Annotated in this window: 25 protein-coding genes; 4 read left to right on the top strand and 21 right to left on the bottom strand. The window is 65.4% G+C overall.

The window, feature by feature from the left end:
- From paaE to paaA, 5 genes are all read right to left on the bottom strand, one after another.
- A complete protein-coding gene (gene paaE / locus QEP15_RS06845) occupies positions 1-1089 on the bottom strand; it encodes a 1,2-phenylacetyl-CoA epoxidase subunit PaaE (protein ID WP_056322336.1) in 1089 nt (362 codons plus the stop codon).
- Positions 1090-1103: 14 nt separating this feature from the next.
- Positions 1104-1610 carry a 1,2-phenylacetyl-CoA epoxidase subunit PaaD gene (paaD, locus tag QEP15_RS06840; protein WP_152383789.1) on the bottom strand — a complete coding sequence of 169 codons (507 nt, stop codon included), beginning with the start codon at positions 1608-1610 and terminating at the stop codon, positions 1104-1106.
- A complete protein-coding gene (paaC, locus tag QEP15_RS06835; RefSeq protein WP_062838627.1) occupies positions 1607-2371 on the bottom strand; it encodes a 1,2-phenylacetyl-CoA epoxidase subunit PaaC in 765 nt (254 codons plus the stop codon). Before paaC ends, paaD begins: the two co-directional genes overlap by 4 nt.
- Positions 2372-2387: 16 nt before the next feature.
- Positions 2388-2672: a 1,2-phenylacetyl-CoA epoxidase subunit PaaB gene (gene paaB / locus QEP15_RS06830; RefSeq protein WP_006388300.1), complete on the bottom strand. Its 285-nt coding sequence runs from the start codon at positions 2670-2672 to the stop codon at positions 2388-2390.
- Between the two features lie 199 nt (positions 2673-2871).
- Positions 2872-3861 (bottom strand): 1,2-phenylacetyl-CoA epoxidase subunit PaaA, encoded by a 990-nt coding sequence (gene paaA / locus QEP15_RS06825; RefSeq protein WP_062838626.1) that lies wholly within the window; start codon positions 3859-3861, stop codon positions 2872-2874.
- Between the two features lie 172 nt (positions 3862-4033).
- Here paaA and paaX point away from each other — a divergent pair, with 172 nt between their 5' ends.
- Positions 4034-4963 (top strand): phenylacetic acid degradation operon negative regulatory protein PaaX, encoded by a 930-nt coding sequence (paaX, locus tag QEP15_RS06820; RefSeq protein ID WP_175156251.1) that lies wholly within the window; start codon positions 4034-4036, stop codon positions 4961-4963.
- A gap of 19 nt (positions 4964-4982) precedes the next feature.
- Here paaX and QEP15_RS06815 read toward each other — a convergent pair whose 3' ends face one another.
- The gene (locus QEP15_RS06815) at positions 4983-5621 is read right to left on the bottom strand and encodes an NAD(P)H-hydrate epimerase (RefSeq protein WP_280148591.1); all 639 of its coding nucleotides are present in this window, start codon (positions 5619-5621) and stop codon (positions 4983-4985) included.
- Positions 5622-5680: 59 nt separating this feature from the next.
- Positions 5681-6226: an oligoribonuclease gene (gene orn / locus QEP15_RS06810; RefSeq protein WP_062838623.1), complete on the bottom strand. Its 546-nt coding sequence runs from the start codon at positions 6224-6226 to the stop codon at positions 5681-5683.
- A gap of 61 nt (positions 6227-6287) precedes the next feature.
- Between orn and QEP15_RS06805 the strand changes: the two genes are divergently transcribed.
- Together QEP15_RS06805 and rsgA are read left to right on the top strand one after the other, a co-directional pair.
- Positions 6288-7538: a M48 family metallopeptidase gene (locus tag QEP15_RS06805; protein ID WP_280148590.1), complete on the top strand. Its 1251-nt coding sequence runs from the start codon at positions 6288-6290 to the stop codon at positions 7536-7538.
- Positions 7535-8437, top strand: a complete 903-nt coding sequence (gene rsgA, locus QEP15_RS06800) for a ribosome small subunit-dependent GTPase A (RefSeq protein WP_152383785.1) — start codon at positions 7535-7537, stop codon at positions 8435-8437. Before QEP15_RS06805 ends, rsgA begins: the two co-directional genes overlap by 4 nt.
- 82 nt (positions 8438-8519) lie before the next feature.
- Here rsgA and QEP15_RS06795 read toward each other — a convergent pair whose 3' ends face one another.
- Together QEP15_RS06795 and rplS are read right to left on the bottom strand one after the other, a co-directional pair.
- Entirely contained in the window at positions 8520-9251 is a 732-nt protein-coding gene (locus tag QEP15_RS06795) for a CoA pyrophosphatase (RefSeq protein ID WP_128827751.1), read from the bottom strand.
- A gap of 124 nt (positions 9252-9375) precedes the next feature.
- Entirely contained in the window at positions 9376-9756 is a 381-nt protein-coding gene (gene rplS / locus QEP15_RS06790) for a 50S ribosomal protein L19 (protein ID WP_056322312.1), read from the bottom strand.
- A gap of 211 nt (positions 9757-9967) precedes the next feature.
- On the opposite strand from rplS, the gene QEP15_RS06785 reads away from it, so the two are divergent.
- The gene (locus QEP15_RS06785; RefSeq protein WP_056322309.1) at positions 9968-10840 is read left to right on the top strand and encodes a DMT family transporter; all 873 of its coding nucleotides are present in this window, start codon (positions 9968-9970) and stop codon (positions 10838-10840) included.
- A gap of 19 nt (positions 10841-10859) precedes the next feature.
- On the opposite strand, the gene QEP15_RS06780 is transcribed toward QEP15_RS06785, so the two are convergent.
- From QEP15_RS06780 to QEP15_RS06725, 12 genes are all read right to left on the bottom strand, one after another.
- Positions 10860-11321 (bottom strand): hypothetical protein, encoded by a 462-nt coding sequence (locus tag QEP15_RS06780; protein ID WP_280148589.1) that lies wholly within the window; start codon positions 11319-11321, stop codon positions 10860-10862.
- 76 nt (positions 11322-11397) lie between these two features.
- Positions 11398-12828, bottom strand: coding sequence for a PA0069 family radical SAM protein (locus QEP15_RS06775; RefSeq protein ID WP_280148588.1), 1431 nt, complete (start codon positions 12826-12828; stop codon positions 11398-11400).
- A gap of 211 nt (positions 12829-13039) precedes the next feature.
- Entirely contained in the window at positions 13040-14338 is a 1299-nt protein-coding gene (locus QEP15_RS06770; RefSeq protein ID WP_062838618.1) for a sulfate adenylyltransferase subunit 1, read from the bottom strand.
- A 42-nt stretch (positions 14339-14380) separates the two neighbouring features.
- Positions 14381-15289, bottom strand: a complete 909-nt coding sequence (gene cysD / locus QEP15_RS06765) for a sulfate adenylyltransferase subunit CysD (RefSeq protein WP_152383782.1) — start codon at positions 15287-15289, stop codon at positions 14381-14383.
- Positions 15290-15328: 39 nt separating this feature from the next.
- Positions 15329-16072: a phosphoadenylyl-sulfate reductase gene (locus QEP15_RS06760; RefSeq protein WP_280148587.1), complete on the bottom strand. Its 744-nt coding sequence runs from the start codon at positions 16070-16072 to the stop codon at positions 15329-15331.
- Positions 16069-17133 (bottom strand): sulfate/molybdate ABC transporter ATP-binding protein, encoded by a 1065-nt coding sequence (locus QEP15_RS06755; protein WP_223574717.1) that lies wholly within the window; start codon positions 17131-17133, stop codon positions 16069-16071. Before QEP15_RS06755 ends, QEP15_RS06760 begins: the two co-directional genes overlap by 4 nt.
- A 24-nt stretch (positions 17134-17157) precedes the next feature.
- Positions 17158-18057, bottom strand: a complete 900-nt coding sequence (gene cysW / locus QEP15_RS06750) for a sulfate ABC transporter permease subunit CysW (protein ID WP_280148586.1) — start codon at positions 18055-18057, stop codon at positions 17158-17160.
- Positions 18054-18944 carry a sulfate ABC transporter permease subunit CysT gene (gene cysT, locus QEP15_RS06745; RefSeq protein WP_056322290.1) on the bottom strand — a complete coding sequence of 297 codons (891 nt, stop codon included), beginning with the start codon at positions 18942-18944 and terminating at the stop codon, positions 18054-18056. The genes cysW and cysT overlap by 4 nt, the downstream gene beginning before the upstream one ends.
- A 24-nt stretch (positions 18945-18968) precedes the next feature.
- Positions 18969-19934, bottom strand: coding sequence for a sulfate ABC transporter substrate-binding protein (locus QEP15_RS06740; RefSeq protein WP_240622239.1), 966 nt, complete (start codon positions 19932-19934; stop codon positions 18969-18971).
- Between the two features lie 276 nt (positions 19935-20210).
- Positions 20211-20852, bottom strand: coding sequence for a peroxiredoxin (locus tag QEP15_RS06735; protein ID WP_280148585.1), 642 nt, complete (start codon positions 20850-20852; stop codon positions 20211-20213).
- Positions 20853-21056: 204 nt separating this feature from the next.
- Entirely contained in the window at positions 21057-22757 is a 1701-nt protein-coding gene (aspT, locus tag QEP15_RS06730; RefSeq protein WP_152383777.1) for an aspartate-alanine antiporter, read from the bottom strand.
- 39 nt (positions 22758-22796) lie between these two features.
- Positions 22797-24617 carry a bifunctional aspartate transaminase/aspartate 4-decarboxylase gene (locus QEP15_RS06725; protein WP_062838611.1) on the bottom strand — a complete coding sequence of 607 codons (1821 nt, stop codon included), beginning with the start codon at positions 24615-24617 and terminating at the stop codon, positions 22797-22799.
- Positions 24618-24679 lie beyond the last annotated feature (62 nt).

Raw genomic sequence — 24679 nt, 5'->3', positions numbered from 1 at the left:
TCAGGTTTCCTGGTCGAAGTCGATGACCAGCCGGTCGCTGACCGGGAAGCTCTGGCAGCTCAGGATGAACCCGCGCGCGACCTCATAGTCTTCAAGGGCGAAGTTGGCGTCCATGTCCACCTCGCCTTCAATCACCTTGCAGCGGCAGGTGGAACACACCCCGCCCTTGCACGAATACGGCAGTTCGATGCCCTGCGCCAGCGCCGAATCCAGCACGCTGTCCTTGTTCTTGTCGATGACGAACATGCGGCTATGCCCGTCCTGCACCACGGTGACCTCGCACTGCCCCTTGCCGGGCGCCTGGCGGGCGTCCTGGCCGGTGCGCAGCGCGCGCGGGCCCTTCGGCGCGCCGAAGAGTTCGAACTTGATGTTCGACTTCGGGATGCCGCGCGCCTGCAACCGTTCGACCACGCTCTCCGTCATGGTCTGGGGACCGCACACAAAAGCGTAATCGATATCTTCCGGGCTCATCCAGGCCGACATGAGCTGGTCGACCTTGTCCCCGTCCAGGCGCCCGTTGAAGAGCTCGATGTCCTGCGTCTCGCGGCTCATGACGTAGACCAGCGAAAAGCGGTCCATGTACAGGTTCTTCAGGTCTTCGATTTCCTCGCGGAACAGCACCGCGGACGACGCGCGGTTGCCGAAGAACAGGGTGAACTTGCTCTTGGGTTCGGTCGACAGCGCCGTCTTGACCAGCGAAAAGACAGGCGTGATGCCGCTGCCCACCGCGAAGGCCACATAGTGGCGCTGGTTCTCGGGAGAGAAATCCACCGTGAAGTTGCCGGCCGGCGCCATGACTTCGAGCGTCTGGCCAGGCTGCAATTCGTGATTGGCCCAGCTGGAGAACACGCCCTCGTCGACCTTCTTGATCGCCACGCGCAGGAGCTTGTCGCGCGGCGCCGAACAGATCGAATACGAACGGCGCAGTTCTTCGCCGTTGAGCTGCGTGCGCAGCGTCAGGTACTGGCCGGGCTGGAAGGCAAATTCTTCCGTCAGCGCCTCGGGCAGGTCGAAGGTCACGACCACGGCGTCGCGCGTGTTGCGCGCGACGGACGCCACCTTCAAAGCATGGAATTGGTTCTGGCTCATCTCGAAACCACTCTTTAGTGAGTCTTGAAATAATCGAAGGGCTCGCGGCACGAGACGCAGCGATACAGCGCCTTGCACGACGTGGACCCGAAATTGCTGACCAGGCGCGTGTCGCGCGACCCGCAGCGCGGGCAGGCGATGGCCGGCGCGGCCTCGCGGCGGCTGATGCCCGAGATGTCGATGGCGCGTTCGGCGGGGGCCGCGATGCCGTAACCCTTGAGGGCCTCGCGGCCTTTTTCGGTCATCCAGTCGGTCGTCCAGGCGGGCGCGAGGCGCGTTTCCACCCGGACCTCGGGCACGCCGTGGCGTTCGAGCGTCTGGCGGATGTCCTGCGTGATTTCGCGCATGGCGGGGCAGCCCGAATAAGTCGGCGTGATGACGACGACACAGGCGTCGCCGTCCCACGACACATCGCGCACCACGCCCAGGTCCACCACGGACAGCACGGGGATCTCCGGATCGGGAACCTCCTGCAGCCAGGCGTAGACCTGGTCGGCGGAAATGGGCGCGAGCGCGTTCACCACGTGGCTCCCGGGTAGGCGCGGGGCAGGTATTGCATTTCAGCCAGCACGTAGCCCAGCGCCTCGGTGTGCTTGCCCTGGCGGCCGCCGCGGTGCGCCGCGTGGTTTGCGGCCGCCTCGTCGGGCACCGTCAAGGTGGCTTCTTCCAGCACTTCGCGCACGTGCGCAAGCCAGGGCTGGCGCAGCGCGGCCAGCTCACAGCCGATGCCGCGCGCCGCGAGGTCCTGGTCGATGGCGTCATCGGCGAAGAGCTCGCCGGTGAAACGCCACGCGTCGTCGATGGCGGCCTGCATCTTGGCGTGGCTTTCGGCCGTGCCGTCGCCCAGACGCACCACCATGTCGGAGGAACGCCGCACGTGATAGGTGACTTCCTTGAGCGACTTGGCCGCGATGGCCGCAACGCGCTCGTCGGCGGACGTCTCCAGGCGCTGCAGCAGGAAGTAATGCCACACGTCGAACAGGAATTGCCGCGCCATGGTGTCGGCGTAGTTGCCGTTGTCGCGCTCGACCAGCAGCGCGTTGCGGAATTCGTGCGCGTCGCGCAGATAGGCCAGCGCGTCCTCGTCGCGGCCCGCGCCCTCGACCTCGCCGGCCAGCGTCAGCCACATGCGGGCCTGGCCCAGCAGGTCCAGCGCCGTGTTGGTCAGCGCCAGGTCTTCTTCCAGGATCGGACCGTGGCCCGTCCAGGCGCCCAGCCGCTGCGACAGGATGAGCGACGTGTCGCCCAGACGCAGCAGGTATTCAAAGAGTGCTTTATCCATGTCTCCCCCACCCGCCTTACATGTGCTTGATTTCTTCAGGCATCGGGAAGAAGGTCGGATGCCGGTAGACCTTGCTGTTGGCCGGCTCGAACAGCGGATCCTTGTCGCCCGGGCTGCTGGCCGAAATATCGGAGGCGCGCACCACCCAGATGCTCAGGCCCTCGTTGCGGCGCGTATACACGTCGCGGGCATGATTGATCGCCATTTCCGCATCCGGGGCATGCAGGCTGCCCACGTGCTTGTGCGCCAGGCCGTGCTGGCTGCGGATGAAGACTTCCCACAGAGGCCAGTCTTTGCTCATGATGGATTTCCTCTAATGCCGGGGCGCATGGCGCCGACGGTCTGCAATAAATGAAATTGGGAACTGCGAATGCCAGAAATTTGACCGATCCCGAAGCGCCAGCAAGGGCCAGCGGGGCCGCGCGGATCCGGGCTCCGCCGGTCCGCTGCGGCGCCCCCCTGGGGGGGAAGCGCGCAGCGCTCCGGGGGGGGGAACCACCTCAAGCGGCTTTACGGGCGGACTGCTTTTCGGCGTGGGCGACCAGCGCGTCGCGCACCCAGGCGCCGTCCTCGTGCGCCTTGACGCGCGCGGCGAGGCGTTCGCGGTTGCAGGGGCCGTTGCCCTTGAGCACGGCGTAGAACTCGGTCCAGTCGATTTCGCCGAAGTCGTAGTGACCGCGCTCGGCGTTCCACTTCAGGTCAGGATCGGGGACGGTCAGGCCCAGGTATTCGGCCTGTGGCACGGTCTGGTCCACCATCTTCTGGCGCAGCTCGTCGTTCGAGAAGAGCTTGATCTTCCAGGCCATCGATTGGGCGCTGTTGGGCGAGTCCGCGTCCGACGGGCCGAACATCATCAGGGCCGGCCACCACCAGCGGTTCAGCGAGTCCTGCACCATCGCCTTCTGTTCGGGCGTGCCGTGCAGGCACATCTGCATGAGCAGGTCATAGCCCTGGCGCTGGTGAAAGGACTCTTCCTTACAGACACGCACCATGGCCCGCGCGTAGGGGCCGTACGAACAGCGGCACAGGGGAATCTGGTTGATGATCGCCGAGCCGTCGACCAGCCAGCCGATCATGCCGATATCGGCCCAGCTGAGCGTGGGGTAATTGAAGATGCTGGAGTACTTGGCGCGTCCGGCGTGCAGGTCGTCGATCAGGTCGTCGCGCGACACGCCCAAGGTTTCCGCGGCGCTGTACAGGTAGAGCCCGTGACCCGCTTCGTCCTGCACCTTGGCCAGGAGGATGGCCTTGCGCTTGAGGGACGGCGCGCGGGTGATCCAGTTGCCCTCCGGCAGCATGCCCACGATTTCCGAGTGTGCGTGCTGCGAGATCTGGCGAACCAGGGTCTTGCGGTAGGCCTCGGGCATCCAGTCCTTGGCCTCGATGCGGACGCCGTCGTCGATGCGCCGCTGGAACGTCTGTTCCAGGCCTTCGAGCTGGTCCGCGGTCTTGACCTGCTTCACGCCGGTTTCGACGAGTTGAGCGTACATAGTTGTCTCCTTGAGACGGTTTGCGAAAACGCAAAGCAAACGCTGCGCAGTGCCGTCATGTCATGGATCGATTATTTAATACAAAAAATTCATTGTCAAACTCAAATCTGTATCACATTGGATTTATGTATCATATCCAGCATCCCGATATCGGCCGTCCGCGGCCCTCCCTATGGCAAACCCTCAGTCGCCCCTGGAACGCGCCCTGTCCCGCTTATTGAAAAGCGATCCGCCCCGCGCGAAATCGCTCTGCGTCAGCGTGCTGGGCGATGCGCTCGCGCCCCACGGCGGCGCCATCTGGCTGGGCAGCCTGATCGAGCTGCTCGCCCCGTTGGGCATCAACGAACGCCTGCTGCGCACCAGCGTCTTTCGCCTGGTGGCGCAGAACTGGCTGCAGTCCGAACGGCACGGCCGGCGCAGCCTGTACCTGATCTCCGAGCAAGGCGCGCGATATACGTCGCACGCGTCGCAACGCATCTACGAAGGCGGCGCCAAGGAATGGAACGGGGAATGGACGCTGGTCGCGTTGCCCCGCACGGGCAACGGACTGGCTGAGCGCGGCGAGTTGCGCCGCGAATTGACCTGGGAAGGCTTCGGCATGATTGCGCCGGGGCTGTTTGCGCATCCGCACACCGAGGCGCGCGCCGCGCACGAGATTCTTGAGAAGCTGGGCATTCCAGACCGCGCCCTGGTGCTGTCGGCCCGCGATCTGGCCGGGGCCGGCGGGCTGCCCATCGCCAGCCTGGCCACCCAGTGCTGGAACCTGGACGACGTGGCCGAGCAATACCGGCAGTTCTCGCGCAATTTCGGCCCGCTGGAAAAGCTGCTGGACGACGCGCCCTCGCCCGCAGACGCCTTTACCGTCCGCGTCATGGTGCTGCACAGCTGGCGCCGGATCGTCTTGCACGACCCGCAGCTTCCCGCCCCCATGCTGCCGGACAACTGGCCCGGCCACGCCGCCCGCGACCTATGCGGCCGGCTCTACTGGAAGGTATTCGATCCGTCCGAGATCCACCTGGATGCCCTGGCCGGCCAGGACAACGAACGCTATCGCCCACTGTCGCCCGAGGTCGAAACCCGGTTTGGCGGACGGCCGGCCTGACGGCCCCCCGTGCGGCAGCTCAGCGGTCTGCGCTGTCGGCGGGCATGACGACGCCCAGCGTATCGACGTGGCACTCTCCGGCGGCCGCGCGTCCCGCGCAGGGAAGCGACAGCCCGCGGCTGACCGCAATGAAAGATAGCGTCCAGCGCGCCTGAATCGGGCGGCCCAGCGCCGCCCCGCTGTCGGCCTCGATGCCGCTGGGCACATCCAGCGCCAGCACCGGCACCTGCAAGGCATTGACCGCATCGATCAGGGATTGCCATTTGGCATCCAAGGGACGGTTCAGGCCAATGCCGAACAGGCCGTCCATCACCAGATCAGGGGACGGTCCTTCAGGCAGGTCTTCATGCGTGCGTGCTTGTCCGCCTGCGGCCAGCCAGCCGGCCCAGGCACGGGCAGCGTCGGCGGGCAGCTTGCCGGGGCCGGAAGGCAGCACCACATGGACATCGAAGCCCCGCGCCAGCAGCAGCGTGGCCGCTTCCAACGCGTCCCCGCCGTTATTGCCGGGACCGGCCAGGGCAAGCACCGAGGCCTTAGCGGGAACCCGCGCGGTAACGAAGTTGGCGGCCGCGGCGCCGGCAAGCGGCATCAGGGTGCGCCCGGATGCCAGGGCGCGCTGCTCTGCAAGACGGATCTGCGCGACGGAGTAGGACGGCATAAGCGAAGCGCGGCGGCAAGGCCGTGTGACGTTTGGAACCCGGCGGTCCGCCGCCGGTCTCAGACCTTCAGGAAATGCTCGCGGTAGTACTTGAGTTCGTCGATGGACTCGTAGATGTCGGCCAGCGCTTCGTGGCGGCTCTTTTTCTCGAATCCCTTGTAGACGGCGGGGGCCCAGCGGCGCGCCAGCTCCTTGAGCGTGCTGACGTCCAGGTTGCGGTAATGGAAGAACTGTTCCAGGCGCGGCATGTACGCAAACATGAAACGGCGGTCCTGGCTGATGGTGTTGCCGCACATCGGCGATTTTCCGGCCGGCACATGCTGCGCAAGGAACGCCAACAGCGTATCCTCTGCCTGCGCCTCGGACACCGTGGAGGCCTTGACCTTGTCGATAAGCCCGCTTTTGCCGTGGGTGGATTTGTTCCAGTTGTCCATGGCGTCGAGCAGGCTGTCGGATTGGTGCACCACGATCACCGGCCCTTCGGCCACGACCGTCAGGTCAGGCTCGGTCACCACGACGGCGACCTCGATAATCCGTTCTTTCTCGGGGTCCAGCCCCGTCATTTCCATGTCGAGCCAGATCAGGCGGTTTTCGTTCGCAGCCATATAATTTGCCTTTAAAACACGCGATTTTCGCACATCCCTTCTTGAGCAAAACGCATTGCCCATGTTCACACTGCTGTTCGTTGCCTTCCTGCTGACCGATATTGCCGTGCGCATGTGGCTGGCGTCGCGCCAGATCCGCCACGTCGCCCGCAATCGCGACCAGGTGCCTGCGGAATTCTCCCATCGCATCGGGCTGACCAGCCACCAACGGGCGGCCGATTACACCGTGGCGCGGGTCAGGCTGGGCATGCTCGAACGCACCTACGACGCACTCGTGCTGGTCGCCCTGACGCTGTTGGGCGGGCTGCAGTTCATCGACCTTGCGGTCAGCCAGCTTACCAGCAACGACTTCGCGCGGCAGATGCTGCTGCTGGTGACCGTGGCGCTGGTGCTGGGGTTGCTGGGCCTGCCCTTCACGCTCTGGCGCCAGTTCAAGCTGGAAGCACGCTTTGGCTTTAACCGCATGACGCCCGGGCTGTTCGTGGCCGATGCCCTCAAGGGCCTCCTGGTCGCCGCCGTGCTGGGCCTGCCGCTGGCCGCCGCCGTGCTGTGGCTGATGGGCAGTGCAGGCACCTACTGGTGGATCTGGGCCTGGGCGCTCTGGACAGTGTTCAACCTGGCGCTGCTGATCATCTACCCGATGTTCATTGCCCCCCTTTTCAACAAGTTCACGCCGCTTTCCGACCCCGAACTGGCCGGCCGCATCCAGCGCCTGGCCCAGCGTTGCGGCTTTGCCTTGAACGGGCTCTTCGTCATGGACGGCTCGCGCCGCTCGGCGCATGGCAACGCCTACTTCACGGGCTTCGGAAAATCCCGCCGCATCGTGTTCTTCGACACGCTGCTCGCCCGCCTGAACGCCGACGAAATCGAAGCTGTGCTGGCGCACGAGCTGGGGCATTTCGCCAAGCGTCACATCATCAAGCGCGTGGTCTTCAGCTTTGCCGCCGCGCTGGTGTTCTTTGCCATCCTGGGCTGGGTCGCCCAGCAACCGTGGTTCTATGTGGGCCTGGGCGTGCTGCCGCAACTGGGTGGCCGCAACGACGCCATGGCCCTGTTGCTGTTCTTCCTGGTCATTCCCGTATTCACCTTCATGTTGACGCCGCTTGCCAGCTGGTATTCCCGCCGCGACGAATTCGAAGCGGACCGCTATGCCGCCGAGCAAAGCTCGCCGGACCGCCTGGTTTCCGCGCTGGTCAAGCTATACGACGACAACGCCGCCACCCTGACGCCCGACCCCGTGCATTCAGCCTTCTATGACAGTCACCCGCCTGCCGCCGTGCGCATCCGCCACCTGATGGCGGCCGCCGCATGAGCGCGCCAATGGAAGGCCGCATCATCGCCGCGCATGGCCGCCACTACACCGTGGAACTGGCCGACGGCGCGCTACGCAAATGCTTCCCGCGCGGCAAGAAGACCGGCGCCGCAGTGGGCGATCGGGTCAAGATCACGCCGCAAGGCAAAGACGAAGGCGCCATCGACGCCATCCTGCCGCGCAGCAACCTGCTCTATCGTTCCGACGAAATGCGGTCCAAGCAGTTTGCGTCCAATGTGGACCAGCTGTTGATCGTCGTGGCCGTGCGGCCCACCTTTTCGGACGACCTGACGGGCCGCGCCCTGGCGGGCGCATGGAGCGCGGGCATCGCGCCGCTCATCATCCTGAACAAGACGGACTTGGCCGACGAGCTGCCGGCCGCCCGCGCGCGGCTTGCGCCCATCGCGGCGCTGGGCGTGGACGTCATCGAACTGAGTGCGCTCGAGCCCGAAAAGGTCCACACCCTGCTCGCGCCACGCCTGGCTGGCCGCACCAACCTGCTGCTCGGGCAAAGCGGCATGGGCAAGTCCACGCTGCTGAACGCCCTGGTGCCAGACGCCGCCGCTGCTACGCGCGAGCACTCCACCGCGCTGGACATGGGCAAGCACACCACCACCAGCACCCGGCTCTACCATCTGCCGGCGCCGGGCGGCGACCTGATCGATTCGCCGGGATTCCAGGCGTTCGGGCTGCATCACCTGACCCGTGACGACATCATTCGCGGTTTTCCGGAGTTCACGCAGCCCATCGAGGAATGCCGTTTCTACAACTGCACCCACCGCCACGAGCCCGGCTGCGGCGTGATGGCGGCGTTGCAGGCAGGCAGGATCGATCCTGCTCGCTACGCGCTGTACGAACGCATCCTTGAGGAAAACCTGGCGGGCCAGCAACGCTACTGACGCTTGGCGCCGCTCCATTGAAAACGGCCCCAATCGGGGCCGTCAGCGTGTGCGGGTCACGAAAAGCCCTGCCCCAGGCGCGTCAGCGCGGCGTGAATCCGTGGCGCAGCAGGTGATAAAGATTGCGCAGCATTCCCGCGGTCGCGCCCCAGATGAAATGCTTGCCATACGGCATGCCGTAATACTGGCGCACCCGCCCATCATCCAGCCGGGCTTCGTACAGGCGGTGATTGGCCGGGTCCATCAGGAACGACAGCGGCACCTCGAACACCTCGGCCACCTCGAACGCATCGGGCGCCAATTCGAACCCCGGCCGCACCAGCGACACGACGGGAATGATCGAAAAGCCGGTCGCCGTCAGGTACGGCGGCATGCTGCCCAGGACTTCCACGTGATTGGCCGGCAAGCCGGTTTCCTCTTGCGCCTCGCGCAGCGCCGCCGCCACGGGCGTGGCGTCGCTGGTCTCGATGCGGCCACCGGGAAAACTGATCTGGCCCGCGTGATCATGCAGATGCGCCGCGCGCTGCGTCAGCATGATGTTCACGCCCTCGTCACGGGTCACCAGCGGAATCAGCACGGCGGCAGGCACCGGCGCGCCCTCTCGCCCGGGATAGCGCAGGTCGTTGTCACGCGACAACTCCAGCGTCCAGGTGGACGGCTGGCTCAGCGTGCCTCGCAGCGAGTCCGGCGTGAGCAGGCGGGTCGGCACGGGCGGCAGCGCTTCGTTGGCCACCACCCACGGTTGCGTCGCGGGATCGAAGCCGGGACGCGCCAGCGGCCGTCGGGGCCGCGCGGAAGACGAGGAATCAGACATACGGCTCAGAAATAAGAAAAAAGGCACCCTCGCAGGTGCCTTTTTAACCCGGAAACCCGTGCCGGACGGAAACGCGGGTTGGCGTGTACGTCCAACACTGGCAGGGCCGTGTACCGATAAGCGATCAAGCCGCGTTGGCTTGCTTGCTGACCAGCTTTTCCTTGATGCGAGCCGACTTGCCCGAGCGCGAGCGCAGGTAGTACAGCTTGGCGCGGCGCACGTCGCCGCGGCGCTTCACTTCGATGCTGGCGATTTGCGGCGAGTACAGCTGGAACGTACGTTCCACGGCTTCACCCGACGAAATCTTGCGCACGGTGAACGCGGAGTTCAGACCGCGATTGCGCTTGGCAATCACAACGCCTTCGAAAGCCTGCACGCGCTTGCGGGTGCCTTCGACAACGTTGACGCTCACGATGACGGTGTCACCAGGAGCAAATTCAGGCTTGGCTTGACCGCCGGTCAGACGGGCAATTTCTTCCTGTTCCAGGATAGCGATGAGGTTCATGTGAACTCCTAGATCATCATGCCTTTGCGGGGTAATACTTTTGCCGTTCAGTATTGTGAGTGCTATGCCGCAAGCAGAGGATGAGATTTGGCAAACCGATGATTCTACACCAAAATTCCGCCAGGCCTCGGGTAACATCTGCGGCTTGAGCATGGTTTGCGGTACCCTTCCAACTCCCTGTAACAAACACGTCATCTGACGCTGTTCCCTCATGTCGTACTCGTCCCTGTTATTGGTCGTCCTGGCGGCGATGGCCCACGCCACGTGGAACCTCCTTGCCAAGCGCGCGGCCATGGTGGGCGCGCCCTTCGTGTTCGCGTACGGCCTGTGCGCCTCGGTGCTGTATGCGCCCTGGGTGATCTGGGTGTTGATGCACGACGGCATGAACTGGACCTGGCCCGTCGTCGGGGCAATCCTGGCGTCCAGCCTGTTGCATCTGGGCTACAGCCTGTGCCTGCAACGCGGCTATCAGGTGGCCGACCTGTCCGTGGTGTATCCGATTGCCCGGGGCACCGGCCCGCTGCTTTCCACCACGGGCGCCTTCCTGCTATTGGGCGAGCCAGCCACCCACACCGGGATTGCGGGCATGCTGTGCGTGGTCGCCGGGGTGCTGCTGATCGCCACCCAGGGACGGCTGGCCATCTTCAAGCAGCCGCAGGCGTGGATCGGCGTGCGCTGGGGTGTGGTGATCGGCCTGTTCATCGCCGCTTATACGGTGGTGGACGCGTACGGTGTGAAAGTGCTGCTGATCAGCCCGGTGCTGTTCGACTGGTTCACCTGTGTAACCCGCACCGCGATGATGACGCCCCACATGCTGCGCCGCCCCACGCATTCGTGGGAATCCATGCGCGGACATTGGCATCTGGCGCTGGCCGTGGGTTTTCTGTCGCCGCTGGGGTACATCCTGGTGCTGTATGCATTGCGCAACGGCGCGCCGCTGAGCCTGGTGGCGCCTGCCCGCGAAATGTCCATGATGCTCGGCACCCTGGCCGGCATGTTCCTGCTGCGTGAAAAAGTGGGCGTCGGCCGTCTGGCCGGTTGCGTGTCCATTCTGGCGGGCGTGATCCTGTTGGGATCGAGCTGACCGCCGCGTGGCAGCGTATTCAGAATCCGCCCGCCACGCCCAACCACATCAGGCCGGGAATCATTGCGCCCCAGGCCAACACCAGCACGACGTCCGTGATCATGGCTTTCATGGTGAGCTGGTTGGCAACGGGCTGAGCCTTGGCGTCACCGATGCTGTGATCACGCGCGCCCGAGGCGGCCGGCACGGCTGCGGGAACGGGAGCGGCGGCCGGAGCCGAAACGCTCGCCGGGGTGTCGACCGCAGGATCGCCTGCCGCAGGACTGATGGCCACTTCCTCAGGCGTGGGCGCCGGCGGGAACGGCCAGCGGGCGGGCATGCGGGTGGCACGCGTGCGCGGGCCAGAGGCCGAACCGCTCCAGGGCAGGGCCATGCCAGTCAGGCTGGCGCAGAACGCGCGGGCGCGGTTGGCGCCGCGGCGCAGCGGGTTCAGGGAAACGGCGAGCTCATCCTGCAGGACGGAAAAATCAGCGGTGTTCATGGGAACTCCTTGGATAAACGTTCCAGCGCCGAGGCGATTCGCCCTGGCATGCACCCGAGGCAACAGTAGCCTGCGGTCAGTCGAACAAAGACAATTGGCCGGCGGCCATGGCGCGCAACTGGCGCGCACCGCGCCCGTACGCGCCGCTGACCGCGGGCAAACCACCAGGAAAAGGGACCCCTGAAGACGCTTTCGCGCCAGCCGGGGATGGGAAATCGGAGTCGGCACCGCCGGCATCACCCGGCGGAACCGCGGCCGGGCCCGCGGGAGCCGCAACCGCAGCCACGGCCGCAGCGTCGAAAAGCGACGCTGAAGCGCCAGGCCCCACAGGGGGCGCAAAGCGGCTGCAATCGAGCGACAAGCGGGTGCGGTTGAGCCCCAGCTTGCGCGTGGCAACCGCAAAACGCTGGCGCAGCAGGTCGGCCCAGATGCCCGTCCCACGCATGCGTGACCCGAAGTTGGGATCGTTGCGGCGGCCGTTGCGCAGGTCTTCGATGCGATGCAGGACGCGCTGCGCGCGGTCGGGATAGTGGGCGTTGAGCCAGTCTTCGAACAGGGTCTTGACCTCCCAGGGCAGGCGCAGGACCGTGTAGCTGGCGTAGTGCGCGCCGGCGGCCTTGGCCTCCTGGAGGATGTGTTCCATGGATTCGTCGTTGATGAACGGAATGACCGGGGCCACCAGCACGCCCACCGGCACGCCGGCGTCGGTCAAGCTGCGCACCGCTTCAAGGCGGCGCCACGGCGCGGCGGCGCGGGGCTCCAGCGTGCGGGCCATGCCGGCATCCAGCGTGGTGATGCTGATGTAGACCACCACGAGGTTCTGCTGCGCCAGGGCGGCCAGCAGGTCCAGGTCGCGGGCGACCAGCGCGTTCTTGGTGACGATGGTGACCGGATGCCGGGTTTCGAGCATGAGCTCGAGCATGCCCCGCGTCAGGCGCCAGTCGCGTTCGATGGGCTGGTAGGCGTCAGTGGCCGAGCCGATGTTGATGGGCGACGGCTTATAGCCGGGCCGGGACAGTTCGGCGCGCAGCGCTTGCACGGCGTTGGCCTTGGCGACCAGGCGGGTTTCGAAGTCCAGCCCGGGCGAATAGCCCAGGTAGGAATGCGTGGGCCGGGCATAGCAATACACGCAACCGTGCTCGCAGCCGCGGTACGGATTGGCGGCGACGTCGAAGGGGATGTCCGGGGAATCGTTGCGCGACAGGATCTTGCGCGCTTCTTCCGCAGTGACCGTGGTCTTGGGTGGGGACGGCGCGCAGCGGGTGTCGGGCAGGATGGGGATAACGGGGGAGCGGACCGCCTCGCTGGCGTCCGGCGCGTTATCGGGGACGGGGTCGATGAAATCGGCCGGCAGACCGGACGCGGACCAGCCGTCGTCGACCTGCACGCGGTCATCGCGCTGAAAGCGATGCCGAACATTAGTAACCGCACCCCGACCGCGCAAGGCGGCGGGGGCGGCAGCCGGGGACCCAGAACCGGCGGGAAAAGAATGATCGGTGCGTGCCATAAAAACTACTGTACAAAAACACAGTGGTTTTGACAAGCACCAAAAGCCTTTTCGTAAGACAGCCCAACTTTACCGCAAGAAGAAGACATCGTCTGAACAATTCGATTTCATCTTGCGATATCGCCCGGGAACCCGCGCCAACATTAGGTTTGGACGAAAAACAACACGAAAATCCGGGGCGAAATTCAGCGATTTCGCCCCGGATTGCGGCTTACCGCAGCATGCCGGCGGCAGCCGTCTGATGCGTGGCCTCGTCGATCAGAATGAACGCGCCGGTTGCCGCCACATCGTCGTAGCGATCGACCGCGAGCGACTCGCGCGTGGTGAGCGTCACGCGTCCGATGTCGTTCATGCGCAGCGTGCCTTCGGTGTTCTCGACTTCCTGCAGTTCGTGGATGTCCCGATGCGACAGCACCGCACGCACCTTCGCCGACGTCAGTCGCGTGCCCGACTTGAGCAGATACTTGCGCGCCGGATTCAAGGCCTGCGCGTCCAGCCAGCACAGCTCGGCTTCGAACTCGCGCGACACCTGCGCCGGCGCGGCCGTGTGCACGATCACGTCACCGCGCGACACGTCGACATCGCGGTCCAGCACCAGCGTGATGGAGTCGCCCGCCACCGCTTCGTCAAGCGTGCGGTCGAATGCGCGCACTTCCTGCACCACCGCCGTCACGCCAGATGGCTGCACCGTCACCGCGTCTCCCGGGCGCACCACGCCACTGGCGAGCCGGCCCGCGTAGCCGCGGAAATCATCGGCGCGCTCGCCGCCATGGCGCGCCACCCACTGCACCGGAAAGCGCAGCGGCAACGCGCGGCCGTCGCCCGACAAATCCAGCGATTCCAGGAGCGCGAGCAGCGGCTGCCCGTCGTACCAGGGCGTCTTGCCGGACAGCGTGACGACGTTGTCGCCGCTCAGCGCCGACAACGGCAATGCGTCGAAATGCGCGATGCCCAGCTTGCCGGCCAGGTCCGCATAGGCGTCGCGGATGCGTTCGAATACGGCGCGGTCCCAGTTCACCAGGTCCATCTTGTTCACCGCGACGACGATGTGACGTATGCCCAAAAGGCGCGCGATGGTGCTGTGCCGCTTGGTCTGCGGCAGCAGCTTGCCGTCGGCGGCGCGGGTCGCGTCGATGAGGATGACCGCGACATCCGCGGTCGATGCGCCAGTCACCATGTTGCGCGTGTACTGCTCGTGCCCCGGCGCATCGGCGATGATGAATTTGCGCGTCGGCGTCGAGAAGTAGCGGTACGCCACGTCGATGGTGATGCCCTGCTCGCGTTCGGCTTCCAGGCCGTCCGTCAGCAGCGAGAAATCGATGCCGTCGCCCGCGACGCGCTTGTGCTTGGCGCGCGAGATCGCATCGAGCTGGTCGGCAAACACGCCCTTGCTGTCATACAGCAGGCGGCCGATCAGCGTGGACTTGCCATCGTCGACGGAGCCCGCCGTGATCAGGCGCAGCACGCCGGTGTCGGCGCCGGAAAGAAAGGAATCGTTCAGTGCGTTCATGTGGTTCCCCAGACGCCGGCGTGCGCCGGCGCGTCTTTTCGTTCAGAAATAGCCTTCCTTCTTGCGGCGCTCCATGGAGGCCTCGGAAGTCTGGTCGTCCATGCGCGTGGCGCCGCGCTCGGTGATGTCCGTCACGGCGGTCTCGGCGATGATGGCCATGGTGTCGCCGGCGTCGGAGGCGACCGGGCACGTGCACGAGATATCGCCCACCGTGCGGAACCGGACCGACAGGCGTTCGACCTGTTCGCCCTCGGCCGGCGGCGTCAGGCGGGTGACGGGCACCAGCAGACCCTTGCGGCGCACCACCTCGCGCTCGTGCGCGAAGTAGATCGACGGCAGCGCCAGCTGTTCGCGCTGGATGTACTGCCAGACGTCCAGCTCGGTCCAGTTCGAGATCGGGAAGACGCGCATGTTCTCGCCGCGATGCACGCGCGTGTTGAACAGGCTCCAGAGCTCGGGACGCTGGGCCTTGGGATCCCATTGGCCGAACTCGTCGCGGAACGAAAAGATGCGTTCCTTGGCGCGAGCCTTTTCCTCGTCGCGGCGCGCGCCGCCGATGCAGGCGTCAAAGCCGAATTCCTCGATGGCTTCCAGCAGCGTCACCGCCTGGGCCGCATTGCGCGAGTCGGTCTCGCGGCGCAGCACGACGCTGCCGCGCTTGATCGAATCCTCGACGCTGCGCACGATCAGCGTCTCGCCCAGCTCGGCCGCGCGGGCATCGCGAAAGGCGATCACCTCGTCGAAGTTGTGGGCGGTGTCGATGTGCATCAGCGGAAACGGGAAGCGGCCCGGACGGAAGGCCTTTTCGGCCAGGCGCAGGAGCACCACGGAATCCTTGCCGCCCGAAAAAAGCAGGACGGGCTTTTCGCATTCGGCCGCGACTTCACGCAGGATGAAGATCGCTTCCGATTCCAGCCAATCCAGGTGGCTGCGTTGAATAACAGCAGACATAGGTTTTCCCCTAAAACGATTTTGAATTCATGGCCGCGCTCAATCGGCGCGCGCCGCAATGGTGATGACCCGGTTGCCCGCGTGCAGGCCGCATTCCTTCGAGTCGGACGATTCCCACCACCACCGCCCTGCCCGCAGGTCCTCGCCGGGGCGGATGGCGCGCGTACAGGGTTCGCAACCGATGGACGGGTAGCCCTGGTCGTGCAGCGGGTTGTAGGGAATGCCGAGCGCGCGGATGGCGGACCAGATGTCGTCCTCGCTCCACTCGGCCAGCGGGTTGAATTTGTAAAGGCCGAAGGTCTTGTCGTCCTCTTCGAGCAGCAGCTCGCCGCGCGTCGTGGACTGCGCGCGCCGCTGTCCGGTGATCCAGGCGCCGCGGCCGGCCAGCGCGCGCTTGAGCGGCTCGACCTTGCGAATCTGGCAACAGGCCTTGCGCAGCTCGACGCTTTCGTAGAAAGCATGGGCGCCATGCGCGGCGACGTGTTCGTCGACCGCCGCCTGCACGGGCCGGAACACCGTGATCTCGCGGCCGTAGCGTTCGCGCACCGCATCCAGCACGCCCAGCGTCTCGGCATGCAGCCGCCCCGTGTCCAGCGTGAAGACCTCAAGATCCAGGTCCGAGCTGTAGATGGCATGCGTCAGCACCATGTCCTCGGCCGCCAACGACGAGGCCAGCGCGGCGTCCGGGTAACGCCGGCGGATGTCCGCCAGCCGCCCGGTCAGGTCGCGCCAGCGCGCCGCCAGGGCGGGTTCAAGTTCTGAAGTGAGTTCCGTTGTGGTCATGGTTGCACCGCGAAAATACGGGCGCGCCGGGGACGCGCCAGCAGGATCTCGCCATCCTGCAGATTGAGTTGCTGATAAAGGGATTCGGGCACCTCGGCCTCGATGATGGCGTCCGAGTCCTGGCGCGCCAGTTCCAGGTATGCGCTGGGGCCTGCCAGATAGGCGTGAGACAGCCGAACGGCAATGCCCTCGGCGCCGGCGCGGTAGCGCTCGACCTCGAACTCATGCGGCCGCACGTAGGCCGTGGCGCGCTGCGCGTCGGCCTGCGCCAGCTCCGGGGCCGGTAGCGACAGGCCGGCGCCTTCCCACACCCCGCGCGTGGCGGTGCCTTGCAGTTGATTCACGTCGCCCAGGAATCCGTAGACGAACGGCGTGGCCGGACTTTCCCAGACCTCGCGCGGCGTGCCCACCTGCTCGATGCGGCCGGCGTTCATCAGCACCACGCGGTCCGAGACTTCCAGCGCCTCTTCCTGATCGTGCGTGACGAACACGCTGGCCACGTGCAGTTCGTCGTGTAGCCGCCGCAGCCAGCGGCGCAGCTCCTTGCGCACCTTGGCGTCCAGCGCGCCGAAGGGCTCATCGAGCAGCAGCACGCGCGGCTCGACCGCCAGCGCACGCGCCAGGGCGATGCGCTGGCGCTGCCCGCCCGACAGCTGCGCCGGATAGCGGTCGGCCAGCCAGTCCAGTTGCACCAGGCTCAGCAGGTCATGCACCTTGCGCTTGATCTGATCCTCGGACGGACGCTGCGAGCGGTGCTTGACGCGCAGGCCGAAGGCCACGTTCTCGAACACCGTCATATGCTTGAACAGCGCGTAGTGCTGGAACACGAATCCGACCTGGCGCTGGCGCACGTCCACGGCCGTGGCGTCTTCGCCCGCGAACAGCACGCTGCCCGAATCGGCCGACTCCAGCCCGGCGATGATGCGCAAGAGCGTGGTCTTGCCGCAGCCCGACGGCCCCAGCAGCGCCACCAGCTCGCCGGTCTCGATGTGCAGCGACACATCGTTCAGCGCCTTGAACTGGCCGAAGCGCTTGGATAGATTGCGTACTTCGATACTCATGCCTATGTCTCCTTGCCCGGCTCGTCAGGCGGCCGCCGGGTTGATGGCAACCGCGGGGCCGGGATACTCCACCGGCTGGTCGGCGCCCTGCAGAAGGCGCGCGTTGCGCCACTCGACCACGTTCTTCGCCACCAGGGTCACCAGCGCCAGCAAGGCCAGCAGCGAGGCGACGGCGAACGCCGCGGAATACTGGTATTCGTTGTAGAGAATCTCCACATGCAGGGTCATCGTGTTGGTCAGGCCCCGGATCTGCCCGGACACCACCGACACCGCCCCGAACTCGCCCATTGCCCGCGCGTTGCACAGGATGGCGCCGTACAGCAGGCCCCACTTGATGTTCGGCAGCGTCACGCGCCAGAAGATCTGCCAGCCGCTCGCGCCCAGCGTCAGCGCGGCCTGCTCTTCCTCGCTGCCCTGCGCCTGCATCAGCGGGATCAGTTCGCGCGCCACGAACGGGAACGTCACGAACAACGTCGCGAGAATGATGCCGGGCACCGCATAGACGATCTTGATGTCGTGCGCCTGCAGCCACTCGCCAAACCAGCCCTGCGAGCCGAACAGCAGCACGAACACCAGGCCGGCCACCACGGGCGAGACCGAGAACGGCAGGTCGATCAGCGTGATGAGGAACTGCTTGCCGCGGAACTGGAACTTGGTGATGGCCCAGGCCGCCGCCACGCCGAACACCAGATTGACCGGCAAGGCGATTGCCGCGACCAGCAGCGTCAGACGGATCGCCGCCAGCGCGTCCGGTTCGACGATGGCGTCCAGGTACAGCGCCCACCCCTTCCGGAGGGCCTCGGCAAACACGGCCGCCAGCGGCACCAGCAGAAAGAGCGCCAGAAACCCCAGCGCGATGAACAGCAGAACGCCGCGCACCCAGCGCGGCTCGGTCAGATGCGCGGGACGATCCGGTGCGCTCATGACAGCCTCCCCAGGCCGCGGCGCGCCTGCCAGCCCTGCAACAGATTGATGACGAGCAGCAGCACGAACGACAGCACCAGCATCACGGTCGCGATGGCGGCCGCGCCGGCGTAGTCGAACTGCTCCAGCTTGGAAATGATCAGCAGCGGCGTGATCTCGGACACCATGGGCATGTTGCCCGCAATGAACACCACCGATCCGTACTCGCCCACCGCGCGCGCAAACGCCAGCGCAAACCCCGTCATCAGCGCGGGCGTGATGGTCGGCAGCAGCACGCGCCGGAAGGTCTGCCAGCGGTCCGCGCCCAGGCTGGCGGCGGCCTCTTCGATTTCGCGCTCGACGTCTTCAAGCACCGGCTGCACCGTGCGCACGACGAACGGCACGCCGATGAAGATGAGCGCGATGACGATGCCCAGCGGCGTGAACGCCACCTTCAGGCCAAACCATTCCGACAACGGCCCGCCCAGCCAGCCCTTCTGCGAGTACAGCGCGGTCAGGGCAATGCCCGCCACAGCCGTCGGCAGCGCGAACGGCAGGTCGACCAGCGCGTCCAGGATCTTCTTGCCGGGAAAGCGGTAGCGCACCAGCACCCACGCAACCACCGTGCCGAACACCAGATTCACTAGCGCCGCAATGAACGACGCGCCGAAGGTCAGCTTGTAGGAGGCCAGCACCCGCGGCGCGGTGACCGCGTCCCAGAAGCCTTGCCATCCCAGGCCGGCGCTCTTGATGGGCAAGGCGGCAAGCGGGATCAGCACGAGCACGCTGAGATACAGCACCGCGTAGCCCATGGAAATGCCAAATCCGGGCAGCACGCCCGGGCTGTTGCGCCGAGCGGCAAAAGGCGCTTGCGCGCCGTTTGCCACCGGGTTCGAGGCTGAAGTCATGGCCGTCGTCCGAACGTGATGCCGTTATTTCTTCTGCGGCTGGTAGATCTGATCGAAGGTGCCGCCGTCGCTGAAGTGGTCCTTCTGCGCCTTGCGCCAGCCGCCGAAGATCTTGTCGTCGATGGTGACGAGCTTGACCTTGGGGAACTTCGCCTCGTATTTGGCGGCGACCGTCTTGTCCAGCGGACGGTAGTAATTCTTGGCGATGATTTCCTGGGCGGCCGGGGTGTACAGGAATTCCAGATAGGCCTGCGCGGCGGCGCGTGTGCCCTTCTTGTCCACGACCTTGTCGACGATGGCCACCGGCGGTTCGGCCAGGATGGACAGCGACGGCACCACGATGTCGAACTTGTCCGGGCCCAGTTCCTCCAGGGCCAGGAACGCTTCGTTCTCCCAGGCCAGCAGCACGTCGCCCACGCCGCGCTCCACGAACGTCGTGGTGGCGCCGCGCGCGCCGGTATCCAGCACCGGCACGTGCTTGAGCAGGTCGCCGACGAAGGCGCGCGCCTTGTCCTCGCTGCCGCCGTTCTTTTCCAGCGCGTAGGCCCACGCGGCCAGGTAGTTCCAGCGGGCGCCGCCCGAGGTCTTGGGATTTGGGGTGATGACCTGCACGCCGTCCTTGACCAGATCGTCCCAGTCCTTGATCTGCTTCGGGTTGCCCTTGCGCACCAGGAACACGATGGTGGACGTGTACGGCGAGCTGTTCTGCGGCAGGCGGGTCTGCCAGTTCTCGGGCAGCAGGCCGCGGTCGGCAATGGCGTCGATGTCGTAGGCCAGCGCCAGCGTCACCACGTCGGCTTCCAGCCCGTCGATGACCGAACGCGCCTGGCGGCCGGAACCGCCGTGCGACTGGCGGATCGTCAGATCGACGTTGGCCTTTTCCTTGTACTGCTTGACGAAAGCGTCATCGATGGCGCGGTAGAGCTCGCGCGTCGGATCGTAGGACACGTTCAACAGCGTCTGCTTCTGCTGTGCCTGCGCGGGCGCCATCGCGGCAAACGACACCGTGACTGCGGCCAAGGCGGCCAACCAACCGGCTTTCCTGAAAGACATGCCCTGCTCCCTGTGATCTGCAATGTGGAGGCAAGTTTGCGGGCAGGCCGATCTGAACGGAACGAATCATTTTTTGATTGCTCATCGCCAAGAGGCATATAGGACGCGCGTCCCAGCAACGAAAAACCGCCGCAATCCTCTATGAAGATTGCGGCGGTCCAGGTGGTTATCGGGCGCGCTGAAGCGGCAGCGCGCACCCCCTGTTTTTCGTATTTACTTATTCGGTTGCGGCGTGATGCGCAGGTACGGACGCACGGCCTTGTAGCCCTTGGGGAACTTCTCCTTGATGACCGCTTCGTCCTGCAGGGAAGGAACAATGATCACGTCGTCGCCGTCTTCCCAATTGACCGGCGTGGCCACGCTGTGGCTGTCGGTCAGTTGCAGCGAATCGATGACGCGCAGGATCTCATTGAAATTGCGGCCCGTGCTGGCGGGATACGTGATGGTCAGGCGGATCTTCTTGTTCGGATCGATGACGAACACCGAACGCACGGTCGACGTGGCGCTGGCATTCGGGTGGATCATGTCGTACAGCTCGGAGACCTTGCGGTCCTTGTCGGCGATGATCGGAAAGTTGACCGTCGTCGATTGCGTGTCGTTGATGTCTTCGATCCACTTGGCGTGCGAATCGGCGCCATCGACCGACAGGGCCAGAACCTTCACGTTGCGCTTGGCGAACTCGTCGGCCAGCTTGGCGGTGTAGCCCAGCTCGGTCGTGCAGACGGGCGTGAAATCGGCCGGATGCGAGAAAAGCACCCCCCAGCTGTTGCCCAGGTACTCGTGGAAGCGGATCTTGCCAGCCGAGGATTCCTGCTCGAAATCAGGGGCGGTGTCGCCCAGGCGTAGTTGACTCATGATGTCTCCTGTACGGGATTCAGTTGATGGGACCGGCCGCCGGTCCGGCTTGGACCGCAGCGGGCAATCGCGTTTCGGGGCGGCGGTGACCGCGTGTGAAACGATTCTTCCATCAAACCAACAGGCGGGGAAATACGCAAGTCATATAACCTTATGCAATATTCGCAGCAGGCTTTGCGCCATCCCGCCCCCGACCGAATACCCTCAGCTCAGGTGGTACGCCAGCGACACGATGATCGGCCCCAGCACCGGCAGCAGCACGTTCGCGATGGCGTACGTCACGGTGTAACCCAAGAGGGGCACCGAACTGCCGCTGGCCGTCAGGATGGCGCTGATGGCCGGCGTGCTGACATGCTGCCCGGCAATGGCGCCCACCAGCAGCGGCCCTTCGATCTTCAACAGCTTGTGTCCCACCCATAGCGACAGGCACGCGGGCCCCAGCGACACCAACAGGCCGATCAAGGGCAGCACCGCGCCATGCTCGCGGATCAGCGACAGCGCATCCGGCCCGGCCGACAGGCCCACGCAGGCCACGAAGATCGCCAGTCCCAGGTCCTTGAGCAATTGCACGGCATGGGCCGGCATGTGTCCGATCGACGGCCGCTTCGCATTGATCCAGCCGCACACCAGGCCGCTGACCAGCGCCCCTCCCCCGCTGCCCAGCGATACCGGAATCCCCCACAGCCTTGCCCCCAGGCTGCCGATCATCAGCCCGGCAAGAATGCCGAACGCCAGAAAGACCAGGTCGGTCACGCCGCTGCGGCGCAGTTCGGATCCCAGCGCCGCGCCAGCCTCGGACAGCTCCGGCTCCGCGCCCACCAGGGTGACCAGATCGCCGTATTGCACGACCGTCGCGGGGGTCAGGGGCAGCACGTGCCCCGACCGCGTAATGGATTGCAGGAACACGCCACGCGCGCGCCGGGCGTTGGGGCGCTTAGCCAGCTCGCCCACCGTGTGACCATTGATGGTCTTCTTGCTGACGATGACTTGCAGCTCGCTCAATTGCAGGTCGTCCGCGTGCGCCTCGGGCAACTGGATTTCCGGGCCGATCACCGATCCGGCCCGCAGCGCAAAACGGCGCTGTCCCAGCACCACCACGATGTCGCCGGTCGCCAGCACATAATCGGGCGTGGCATCGACCGCCTCGCCATTGCGCAGGACGCGGCTGACCACCGTGCGCCCGCCCAACTCGGCCTCCACGTCGGCGACCCGTTTGCCGTCCACGTCCTTGACCACGTGGGCGCGTCCCACCAGCCGCGGCAGCGTCGGCAGGCTGGCTTCGTCGTTGTCGCCGGGCGTGGCGCCCAACTGGGCCTCCAGCGCCTTGGACGCCTCGCGCAGGTTGATGCGCAGCAGCGCGGGCGCCACCTGGCTGGTGAAGAACACGATGCTGATAAGCCCCACCAGGTAGGTCAGCGTGTAGGCCGTCGCGATGTTGGCCTCCATGCGCTGCACCTCGGCATCCGGCAGCCCCAGGTGCTTGAGCGCCTCGGCGGCGGTGCCAACGACAGCCGATTCCGTCGCCGCACCGGCCGCCAGGCCCGCGGCGGTGCCGGCATCCAGCCCGAACAGCGGCACGGCCGTCAGCACGATCGTCAAGACCAGCACCGCCTCGATGAGCGGCAGCGCCACAAAGCGCAGGCTGGACCGGTTGAGGTTGGCGAAGAACTGCGGGCCGCCGGAGTAGCCCATGGCAAAGATGAACAGGGCGAACGCGACCTCCTTCAGGTCGCCGCGCATCTGGCAGCCCGTCTGGCCGATCAGCAGGGCGACGATGAGCGTGCCGCACACCCCGCCTAGCTGTATCGGCCCGACCTTCAGCTTGCCGATCAGGTATCCCAAGCCCACCGTGACGAACAACACCGCGATGGGGACGCTATTGAAAAACCCGACCGAACACGTCATGAGTTCACGCCGCCCTGTTGTTGCCTGCGTTGCGGCCGCCTACTTCGCGGCGGCCTTCTTGGCCGACTTCGCAGCCGTGTCGGCCTTCTTCACCGCCTTCTTCACGGCCTTCTTGGCCGCCGTCTTGCCAGCCGGGACGCGCTTCTTGGCGGCAGAGGCCTTGACCGTCTGGCCCTTGCCCGCGGTGGGGCCGGAACGCACCAGTTCAGACGACTTCCACGCCTCGACATATTCGGTCGCGGATTCGACCATGTACTTGCCGATCTTGGCGTAGTCCCCGTCGTCCAGGTTGGCCAGCGAAATCCGGATCGACCACGGCGGGCCGCCGAAGCCGCCGCCGTCCATCAGCACGACCCCCGACTTCTCCGCCAGGCGGAACAGGAAGTCCACCGGTTCGTAGTTGTCGATCATGTATTTGCAGAAGGCGTCTCCATACATGACCTTGGCCCAGACCATGAAGTCCAGTTCGACGTAGTACCAGCCCCGCATCGGATCTTCCGGCGGCATCGGAATGCCCAGCCCCCGCCACAGCGCGTCGCGCCGGCTGCGCACGATCTGCATGGTCAGATGCTTGTAGGCGTCCTTCAGGTCCAGCAGATGCGACAGCGCGAAAAAGCCCATCTGCACCTGCTGCGGCAACGACAGCCCCGCCGTGTGATTCAAGGCGACATCCCGGCTGTCCGCGACCAGGCGGTCGATGAACTTCAGTTTCTCCGGCTCCATCGTCATGGCGCTGTAGCGCTTGTCCAGCCGCTTTTTCCAGGCTGCGGGCAGCTCGGCGATGCGCCGGTCCATCGTGTTGTTCTCGTGCGTGGCGATGACGCCCAGACGCCAGCCGGTGCAGCCGAAATTCTTTGAAAAGGAGTACACGCAGATGGTGTTCTGCGGCACCTCGGCCATCAGCGACCGGAAGTTCGGCACGAAGGTGCCATAGACGTCGTCGGTCACCAGCACCAGGTCGGGATTCTTGCGGATCAGGCGCACGATCTGCTTCATCTCGACGGGACTGAACGCGACGGAGGGCGGGTTGCTCGGGTTCACCGTGACCGCCAGCTTGATCTTGGGATCCTCCAGCTTGGCGATTTCCGAGGGCGGATAGTGCCAATCGTGCGTGCCGTCGGCGCGCATGCTGCTGGCGTTGATGCCGACGATCTTGAACTGGAAGCGCTCGAGGTGCGCGATCTCGATGTAGGGCGTGAAGGTGGGCAGGAACAGCGCGATGGTGTCGCCCTGCTTGAGCAGACCGTTGACCATCAGCGAATCGAAGATGTAGCACATGGCCGCCGTGCCGCCTTCCACCGGGAAGAGATCGAACTTGCCCTTGGGCGGGCGGCCATCGCACATTTCCTTGACGAGGTAGTCATGGATGATCTGCTCGATGTGCACCAACGCCCGGGGAGGCACGGGATAGTGGTCGCCGATGATGCTGTCGGTCAGTTCATGGATCCATTCGTCCGGATCAAACCCCTTGATCTTCACGCCGTATTCCAGCACCCCGACCAGAAAGTCGTAGCCGTCTTCACCCTTGTGCTTGGAGAGGAACTTGCGCAGCCGGTCGGCGCATCCCTTCTTGGCCGGCATGCCCGCCAGAATGCCTTCGTCGCGCACCCGGCGCGCCTCTTTCATGGCAAACCGGCCCAACAGGAAAAACGCATCCCGCGGTTCCGTGGCGATCCAGTTGGGATTGCCCCGGCCCGCATTCAGCATGGAGGCGGCGGCCGATTGCTGGCTATCCTTGGCCAGCGTGATCAGATAGTCCTTCAGTTCAAACGGAGACAACTGTTCCAGGTCGCGCTGATGGGAACGCGTGGTCTTCAAGGCCGAGGCCAGGCTGACGGTGACGGGCGCAGTGGAAGCCATTTTGTGTACTCCTGATGAGCTTGTTGGCCGACGCCGTGAAGACCGGCGCCGTTACGATTGCC

This window comes from Achromobacter mucicolens (genome assembly GCF_029866465.1).
In the GTDB taxonomy this organism is placed as follows: Bacteria; Pseudomonadota; Gammaproteobacteria; order Burkholderiales; family Burkholderiaceae_B; genus Achromobacter; species Achromobacter mucicolens.
The sequence above is the reverse complement of the archived record's forward strand: the minus strand, read 5'-3'. Positions and strand labels throughout refer to the sequence as shown.

Excerpts from the sequence above, each read along its gene's own strand:
- QEP15_RS06725 (WP_062838611.1), bottom strand. The coding sequence starts at position 24,617 with ATGGCTTCCACTGCGCCCGTCACCGTCAGCCTGGCCTCGGCCTTGAAG.
- cysW (WP_280148586.1), bottom strand. The coding sequence starts at position 18,057 with ATGAGCGCACCGGATCGTCCCGCGCATCTGACCGAGCCGCGCTGGGTG.
- aspT (WP_152383777.1), bottom strand. The coding sequence starts at position 22,757 with ATGACGTGTTCGGTCGGGTTTTTCAATAGCGTCCCCATCGCGGTGTTG.
- QEP15_RS06755 (WP_223574717.1), bottom strand. The coding sequence starts at position 17,133 with ATGAGTATCGAAGTACGCAATCTATCCAAGCGCTTCGGCCAGTTCAAG.
- paaA (WP_062838626.1), bottom strand. The coding sequence starts at position 3,861 with ATGTACGCTCAACTCGTCGAAACCGGCGTGAAGCAGGTCAAGACCGCG.
- QEP15_RS06780 (WP_280148589.1), bottom strand. The coding sequence starts at position 11,321 with ATGAACACCGCTGATTTTTCCGTCCTGCAGGATGAGCTCGCCGTTTCC.
- rsgA (WP_152383785.1), top strand. The coding sequence starts at position 7,535 with ATGAGCGCGCCAATGGAAGGCCGCATCATCGCCGCGCATGGCCGCCAC.
- cysT (WP_056322290.1), bottom strand. The coding sequence starts at position 18,944 with ATGACTTCAGCCTCGAACCCGGTGGCAAACGGCGCGCAAGCGCCTTTT.
- QEP15_RS06795 (WP_128827751.1), bottom strand. The coding sequence starts at position 9,251 with ATGTCTGATTCCTCGTCTTCCGCGCGGCCCCGACGGCCGCTGGCGCGT.
- QEP15_RS06760 (WP_280148587.1), bottom strand. The coding sequence starts at position 16,072 with ATGACCACAACGGAACTCACTTCAGAACTTGAACCCGCCCTGGCGGCG.
- QEP15_RS06805 (WP_280148590.1), top strand. The coding sequence starts at position 6,288 with ATGTTCACACTGCTGTTCGTTGCCTTCCTGCTGACCGATATTGCCGTG.
- QEP15_RS06775 (WP_280148588.1), bottom strand. The coding sequence starts at position 12,828 with ATGGCACGCACCGATCATTCTTTTCCCGCCGGTTCTGGGTCCCCGGCT.
- rplS (WP_056322312.1), bottom strand. The coding sequence starts at position 9,756 with ATGAACCTCATCGCTATCCTGGAACAGGAAGAAATTGCCCGTCTGACC.
- QEP15_RS06740 (WP_240622239.1), bottom strand. The coding sequence starts at position 19,934 with ATGGCGCCCGCGCAGGCACAGCAGAAGCAGACGCTGTTGAACGTGTCC.
- QEP15_RS06770 (WP_062838618.1), bottom strand. The coding sequence starts at position 14,338 with ATGAACGCACTGAACGATTCCTTTCTTTCCGGCGCCGACACCGGCGTG.
- QEP15_RS06735 (WP_280148585.1), bottom strand. The coding sequence starts at position 20,852 with ATGAGTCAACTACGCCTGGGCGACACCGCCCCTGATTTCGAGCAGGAA.
- QEP15_RS06815 (WP_280148591.1), bottom strand. The coding sequence starts at position 5,621 with ATGCCGTCCTACTCCGTCGCGCAGATCCGTCTTGCAGAGCAGCGCGCC.
- paaE (WP_056322336.1), bottom strand. The coding sequence starts at position 1,089 with ATGAGCCAGAACCAATTCCATGCTTTGAAGGTGGCGTCCGTCGCGCGC.
- orn (WP_062838623.1), bottom strand. The coding sequence starts at position 6,226 with ATGGCTGCGAACGAAAACCGCCTGATCTGGCTCGACATGGAAATGACG.
- paaB (WP_006388300.1), bottom strand. The coding sequence starts at position 2,672 with ATGAGCAAAGACTGGCCTCTGTGGGAAGTCTTCATCCGCAGCCAGCAC.
- paaX (WP_175156251.1), top strand. The coding sequence starts at position 4,034 with ATGGCAAACCCTCAGTCGCCCCTGGAACGCGCCCTGTCCCGCTTATTG.
- QEP15_RS06785 (WP_056322309.1), top strand. The coding sequence starts at position 9,968 with ATGTCGTACTCGTCCCTGTTATTGGTCGTCCTGGCGGCGATGGCCCAC.
- cysD (WP_152383782.1), bottom strand. The coding sequence starts at position 15,289 with ATGTCTGCTGTTATTCAACGCAGCCACCTGGATTGGCTGGAATCGGAA.
- paaC (WP_062838627.1), bottom strand. The coding sequence starts at position 2,371 with ATGGATAAAGCACTCTTTGAATACCTGCTGCGTCTGGGCGACACGTCG.